Source organism: Bacteroidia bacterium, assembly GCA_025056095.1.
Classification (GTDB): Bacteria; Bacteroidota; Bacteroidia; order JANWVE01; family JANWVE01; genus JANWVE01.
Genome location: JANWVW010000176.1, coordinates 1 through 5,844 on the forward strand (window position 1 = coordinate 1; position 5,844 = coordinate 5,844).

7 protein-coding genes are annotated in these 5,844 nt (G+C 38.0%); 5 read left to right on the top strand and 2 right to left on the bottom strand.

Annotation, left to right across the window (positions count from 1 at the left end; all coding sequences use genetic code 11):
- The 3 genes from NZ519_11095 to gcvP all read left to right on the top strand — a co-directional run.
- A partial coding sequence (locus tag NZ519_11095; GenBank protein ID MCS7029297.1) for an AAA family ATPase occupies nucleotides 1–328 on the top strand: 328 nt, incomplete at its 5' end.
- A gap of 36 nt (nucleotides 329–364) precedes the next feature.
- Nucleotides 365–493, top strand: a complete 129-nt coding sequence (locus NZ519_11100) for a hypothetical protein (GenBank protein ID MCS7029298.1) — start codon at nucleotides 365–367, stop codon at nucleotides 491–493.
- A 6-nt stretch (nucleotides 494–499) separates the two neighbouring features.
- Nucleotides 500–3,394 carry an aminomethyl-transferring glycine dehydrogenase gene (gcvP, locus tag NZ519_11105; GenBank protein MCS7029299.1) on the top strand — a complete coding sequence of 965 codons (2,895 nt, stop codon included), beginning with the start codon at nucleotides 500–502 and terminating at the stop codon, nucleotides 3,392–3,394.
- A gap of 73 nt (nucleotides 3,395–3,467) precedes the next feature.
- Here the strand turns inward: gcvP and NZ519_11110 are convergent, their stop codons facing one another.
- Both NZ519_11110 and NZ519_11115 read right to left on the bottom strand, forming a co-directional pair.
- Nucleotides 3,468–3,608 (bottom strand): hypothetical protein, encoded by a 141-nt coding sequence (locus NZ519_11110; GenBank protein MCS7029300.1) that lies wholly within the window; start codon nucleotides 3,606–3,608, stop codon nucleotides 3,468–3,470.
- A 114-nt stretch (nucleotides 3,609–3,722) separates the two neighbouring features.
- Complete coding sequence (locus tag NZ519_11115; protein ID MCS7029301.1) at nucleotides 3,723–3,848, bottom strand: hypothetical protein; 126 nt, start codon at nucleotides 3,846–3,848, stop codon at nucleotides 3,723–3,725.
- A 158-nt stretch (nucleotides 3,849–4,006) separates the two neighbouring features.
- Here NZ519_11115 and NZ519_11120 point away from each other — a divergent pair, with 158 nt between their 5' ends.
- Both NZ519_11120 and NZ519_11125 read left to right on the top strand, forming a co-directional pair.
- The gene (locus NZ519_11120; GenBank protein MCS7029302.1) at nucleotides 4,007–4,864 is read left to right on the top strand and encodes a DUF488 domain-containing protein; all 858 of its coding nucleotides are present in this window, start codon (nucleotides 4,007–4,009) and stop codon (nucleotides 4,862–4,864) included.
- Nucleotides 4,865–4,867: 3 nt separating this feature from the next.
- On the top strand, nucleotides 4,868–5,704 hold the full coding sequence (locus NZ519_11125; protein MCS7029303.1) for a hypothetical protein: 837 nt from the start codon (nucleotides 4,868–4,870) through the stop codon (nucleotides 5,702–5,704).
- Nucleotides 5,705–5,844 lie beyond the last annotated feature (140 nt).

Consider the following 5,844-nt stretch of genomic DNA (forward strand, 5'->3'; position numbering starts at 1 on the left):
TAAACCGAAAGGTAAAAAGCCGCAGAGTATCAATCAGCTCTCAGGTGGAGAGAAAGCGCTTACTGCCACGGCGCTTTTATTTGCTATTTATTTGCTAAAACCTGCACCTTTCTGCATATTTGACGAAGTCGACGCGCCTTTAGACGATGCCAACGTGGATAAATTCAATCAGCTCATTCAAAAATTTAGTCAAAATTCGCAGTTCATTATTGTAACGCATAATAAGCGTACTATGTGTTATATTCCCATAATTTACGGAGTAACTATGGCGGAGTTAGGTGTAAGCAAGGTAGTACCTGTGGATTTGAGAGAGATAGAGGAAGTTTGAAATATTTGATATTTTTTTGGGCGTGTCCTTGCTTGCATGAGCGCAGCGAAACGCCCACAAGGACACGCCCAAATACCTACTCAAAAACAAGTTAATAAAATGTCAAACATATTGAGTATTCTAAACTTTTTTAATTCCTTTTACCTTTTTAATTTTACGCACTAATCAAATATGAATACAAACGTCCATTATACAGAAGAGTTCGAGTATCGCCACTTAGGCAGCGAAGGTGAAGCATTACAAACTATGCTCAAAGAAATGAATGTCAGCAGTGTAGAAGAACTCATAGAACAAACCATTCCTGCATCCATTCGGTTAAAAAAGCCTCTTAGTCTACCCGAACCTCTAACAGAATACCAATACTTACATCATATCAAAAAAATTGCTCAAAAAAATAAAATATTCAAGTCTTATATTGGCTTGGGATACTATAACACGATTACTCCGTCAGTCATTTTAAGGAACGTATTTGAAAATCCAGGTTGGTACACTGCTTACACACCTTATCAAGCAGAGATCGCACAAGGCAGATTAGAAGCTCTTTTGAACTTTCAAACTATGGTCTGCGACCTGACAGGTATGTCCATTGCAAATGCTTCCTTATTAGATGAAGCCACCGCAGCCGCCGAAGCTATGTTTATGCTACACAGCGAACAACAAAAAACGCTTCCTAATGCACATACTATCTTGGTTTCAGACAAAGTATTTCCACAAACGATTGAAGTTTTACATACTCGCGCAAATCCTGTAGGTATCACTGTAAAAGTTGTTGATATTGAAAAAGAAACAGACTATACAGGCGTATTTGCTATTCTCCTACAATATCCCGATAAAACAGGTGAGGTAAAGGATTATACAGAGTTAGTTCAAAAAGCTAAACAAAACAAGGTAAAAATAATTGTAGCATCAGATTTATTAGCTTTAACCTTACTTACTCCCCCAGGTGAATGGGGTGCAGATGTAGTAGTTGGTAACTCTCAACGATTTGGCGTACCTTTAGGCTACGGCGGTCCTCATGCAGCTTTTTTCGCTACTCATGAAGAATATAAACGCTCTATTCCAGGTAGAATCATCGGCGTAACTATTGACGCACAAGGTAACCCTGCTTTACGTATGGCACTACAAACTCGCGAACAACATATCAAAAGAGAGAAAGCTACCTCTAACATCTGTACAGCCCAAGCGCTATTAGCTAATATGGCAAGTTTTTATGCGGTTTATCACGGTCCAAAGGGCTTAAAAAACATCGCCGCACGCATACATGCATATACTCAAGCTTTGGCTAAACTTTTATCTGAAATAGGTTGTACAGTCCGTACTATACACTATTTTGATACTCTTAACCTTGACCATGTAGATACAAACAAGGTTAAATCTATTGCTGAGGCTAATGAAGTTAATTTCTGGTACAATCCTGACGGTTCTATCAATTTAAGTTTAGACGAAACTACTCAAATTGATGATGTTTTGCAAATCGCTAACATATTTGCCCAAGCACAAAATCAAACCTTATTTACGATAGAAAAAGTTAAAGGTGCTATACACGCTGCCGATAAACTGCAAATTCCTGATACATGTATCCGCAAAAGTGAATATCTAACTCATCCTGTATTTAATAGATATCACACAGAACACGAAATGCTGCGATACATGAAACGCTTAGAAAATAAAGATTTAGCCATGAACACTTCAATGATTACTCTCGGTTCATGTACAATGAAATTAAATGCCACCACAGAAATGATACCTGTTTCTTGGGCGGAATTTAACCAAATTCATCCTTTTGTACCCATAGAACAAGTACAAGGCTATCAGCAGATTATTCAGGAGTTAGAGCAGATGTTATCTGAAATTACAGGTTTTGCAGCCACTTCATTGCAACCAAATTCAGGCGCGCAAGGCGAGTATACAGGTTTACAAGTAATACGGGCTTATCATATTAGTCGGGGGGAGGGGTATAGAAACGTAGTGCTTATACCTTCTTCTGCTCATGGTACAAATCCTGCATCAGCAGCTATGTTGAATATGCAAATTGTCGTTGTCAAGTGTGATGATAAGGGTAACATTGATGTAACAGACTTAAAGGCAAAAGCTGAACAGCATAAAGATAAATTAGCTGCACTAATGGTTACTTATCCTTCTACTCATGGCGTTTTTGAAGAATCTATACAAGAAATTTGCGATATAATTCATCAATACGGAGGACAAGTATACATGGACGGTGCAAATATGAATGCACAAGTCGGCTTGACTTCTCCTGCTATTATTGGGGCAGATGTATGCCATTTGAATTTGCACAAAACTTTTGCTATTCCACACGGCGGAGGAGGTCCAGGTATGGGTCCTATTTGTGTAGCTGCTCATTTAGCAGACTTTTTACCTACACACTGTTTAATTCCCACAGGGGGTAGAAAAGGAATTTCTGCGGTATCTGCGGCACCCTGGGGGAGTGCAAGCATACTACTTATTTCGTATGCTTATATTCGGATGTTGGGTGCGAAGGGACTTACTAATGCTACTAAAATGGCTATTGTCAATGCGAACTATGTTAAATCTCGTTTAGAAAAGCATTATTCTATTCTTTATTCAGGTACAAATGGGCGCTGCGCGCATGAAATGATTGTAGATTTAAGAGAATTCAAAAAATACGGTATTGAAGCCTTGGATGTAGCTAAACGCTTAATGGACTATGGTTTTCATGCCCCAACAATGTCTTTTCCTGTACCAGGCACAATTATGATTGAACCTACTGAAAGTGAGTCTAAGGAGGAGTTAGACCGTTTTTGCGACGCATTGATACAAATTCGTCAAGAGATTAGAGAGGTAGAGTTAGGTATAGCTGATGCTCAAGATAATGTATTGAAAAATGCTCCTCATACTCTTTCTATGGTTGTTGCGGATGAATGGGCGCATAAGTACTCTCGTGAAAAAGCAGCGTTTCCGTTGCCTTATGTTCGTAAAAATAAATTTTGGGCAAGCGTTGCGCGGGTAAATGATCTGCATGGAGATAGAAATCTTGTTTGTACTTGTCCGCCTATTGAAAGCTATCAAAGTTTAGAGGCGTAAGGATATTCGGAGTATATTAGGATTACTTTTTATGTAATAATTTGGGCGTGACCTTGCTTGCGTTTCGCTGCGCTCATGCAAGCAAGGTCGGCGTGCTGCGGGCTACGCTATCGCTTCGGTGCTGCGCCCCACCCGCCCACCCCCTGGGCAAGAGTGAAAGAGTGGGCGAGGGGCTTCGCACCAAGCCTGACGGCTTGCCCTTCGCATGCCTCACGCAAAGAATGCTGCTACTAAACAAAGCTCACTAATCCAAGTTTAACCTCGTAAATCACTGAAAATAACTATCAAACAAGGTAAAGCAAAATGATGCATAAAACCAAGTGAAATATCAAAATCCAGAGTTAAGTTGCGTGAGGGATACGGAGCATGCCGTTAGGCAGTGCAGAGCGTCAGCGTAGCACCGAAGCGCACGCGTAGTGCGTAGTAGCCCGACCCGAGCGCTAGCGAGGGGCACGCCCAGAAAAGTAAAACTTAATACGTGCAATTTCTTAGTTTTGAAGAGATGTAAAAAACATCTTGTTTTTCATTTGAAAAATATGCTATAAAATGTAATTTTGCATACAAATAATTAGCCAAGTTATGTTGTATAGACGCAAATTGCTTCTCTCTCTTTTGGAATTATTTGGTAACATAGTAGATAAAATTAAATTACAAAAGTTGTTGTTTTTGTTATCAGATGAGCAGGATAAACCAGATTATCATTTTGTACCATACAAGTTCGGATGTTACTCTTTTACCGCAAGCAATGATATAGCTGTGATGTCAAAGAGTGGATTATTATTAGAAACAGAAAAAGAAATACAAAAAACCATTCAAAAATCGTATTTCGATACGTTAAAAACCTCTGACCAGAAAGCTTTAACAAATTTGCAAACAAAGTATGCTCATGAAAATAAAGATTCTATTATCCGATACACTTACATAAACTATCCCTTCTATGCCATCAAAAGTGAAATAGCGGAATCTATACTCAAAAAAGAACCTTTCTACTTAGAAAGAATTAAGCAATCTGTGCCTAAAAACAACGGTAGAGTTCTTTGTACAATAGGTTACCAAGGTGTATCCATTGAAGCATACTTAGTTAAGCTAATCAAAAATGACATAAAAATGCTTGTAGATGTCAGAAACAATCCTGTGAGTATGAAGTTTGGTTTTAATAAAAGACAGTTGGAAAGATATTGTTCAAATGTAGGAATAAAATACATTCACATCCCTGAATTAGGTATAAATTCTCATGAACGTAATAAGTTAAATAGCCCAGCAGATTACGAAGAGTTATTTAAAAAGTATTGTCATCAAAATTTGAGAGATACGCTTACATATCAATATCAGGTTTTAGAACATTTAAGGCAACATCAAAGAATTGCTTTAACGTGCTTTGAAGCAGATATATGCCAGTGTCATCGCAAGTATCTGGCGGACGCTATCATGAAACTATCCAATTTTGAATATGAACTAAAACATTTATAGAGTATGGTAAAAACCAAAGTACTTATTACTGTAAAAACATATCCGAGTTTATCTGTTAAGTACGACGAGTTAGTTTGTACAGCAGGATTTACAGAGCAAGGAAACTGGATTAGAATCTATCCTATTCCTTTTAGAAAAAAGTCATACGAACAGCGTTACAAAAAATATGATTGGATAGAAATAGACTTGGTAAAGAACCAAGAAGATAAAAGACCTGAAAGTTATAGACCCGCAAGCATAAATGCAGAAATTAAAAGAATTGGACACCTAGATACATCTAATAATTGGAAGGAACGAAAACAAATATGTTTGAAAAAAGTATATACAAACATGAAACAACTGATAGGAGAAGCTAAGAACCCTTCTATTTGTACTTCTTTGGCAGTATTTAAACCTCGCCAAATTATAGATTTTACTTTTGAACCTGTAGAACCTGAGTGGGATAAAGAAAAACTTAACCAAATTCTTGCTAAAAGAAGTCAATTAGATATGTTTGAGGCAGAGGACATTCAAGAATTCAATTTGGTGAATAAATTGCCATACAAGTTTTATTACCACTTTAAAGACGAGAATGGAAAGAAATCCAAGCTAATGGTTGAGGATTGGGAATTAGGCATGTTGTACTGGAACTGTCTTGAAAAAAGCAAAGGAGATAAAGAAAAGGCATTGGAGAAGGTAAAACAAAAGTGTTTTGAAGAGTTTGTTGAGACTAAAGACCTGTATTTCTTTTTAGGCACTACAAAAGCATATCATTGGAAAGCTCGGAATCCGTTTATTATTGTAGGTTTATTTTACCCAAAGTTAAATGAAGAGGCTTCTGATCGCCCAACTCTTTTTTGAAGGTTCTATTTACAAAGGGTAGAGAAAGATTTGCTAGTAAATTTTAGTGTTTTTTGGGCGTGACCTTGCTTGCGTTTCGCTGCGCTCATGCAAGCAAGGTCGGCGTGCTACGGGCTAACGGTGCTGCGCCCCACCCGCCC

What these genes read in the sequence shown, in the direction of transcription:
- NZ519_11100 (MCS7029298.1), top strand. Translation starts at nt 365, where the DNA reads ATGAGCGCAGCGAAACGCCCACAAGGACACGCCCAAATACCTACTCAA.
- NZ519_11125 (MCS7029303.1), top strand. Translation starts at nt 4,868, where the DNA reads ATGGTAAAAACCAAAGTACTTATTACTGTAAAAACATATCCGAGTTTA.
- gcvP (MCS7029299.1), top strand. Translation starts at nt 500, where the DNA reads ATGAATACAAACGTCCATTATACAGAAGAGTTCGAGTATCGCCACTTA.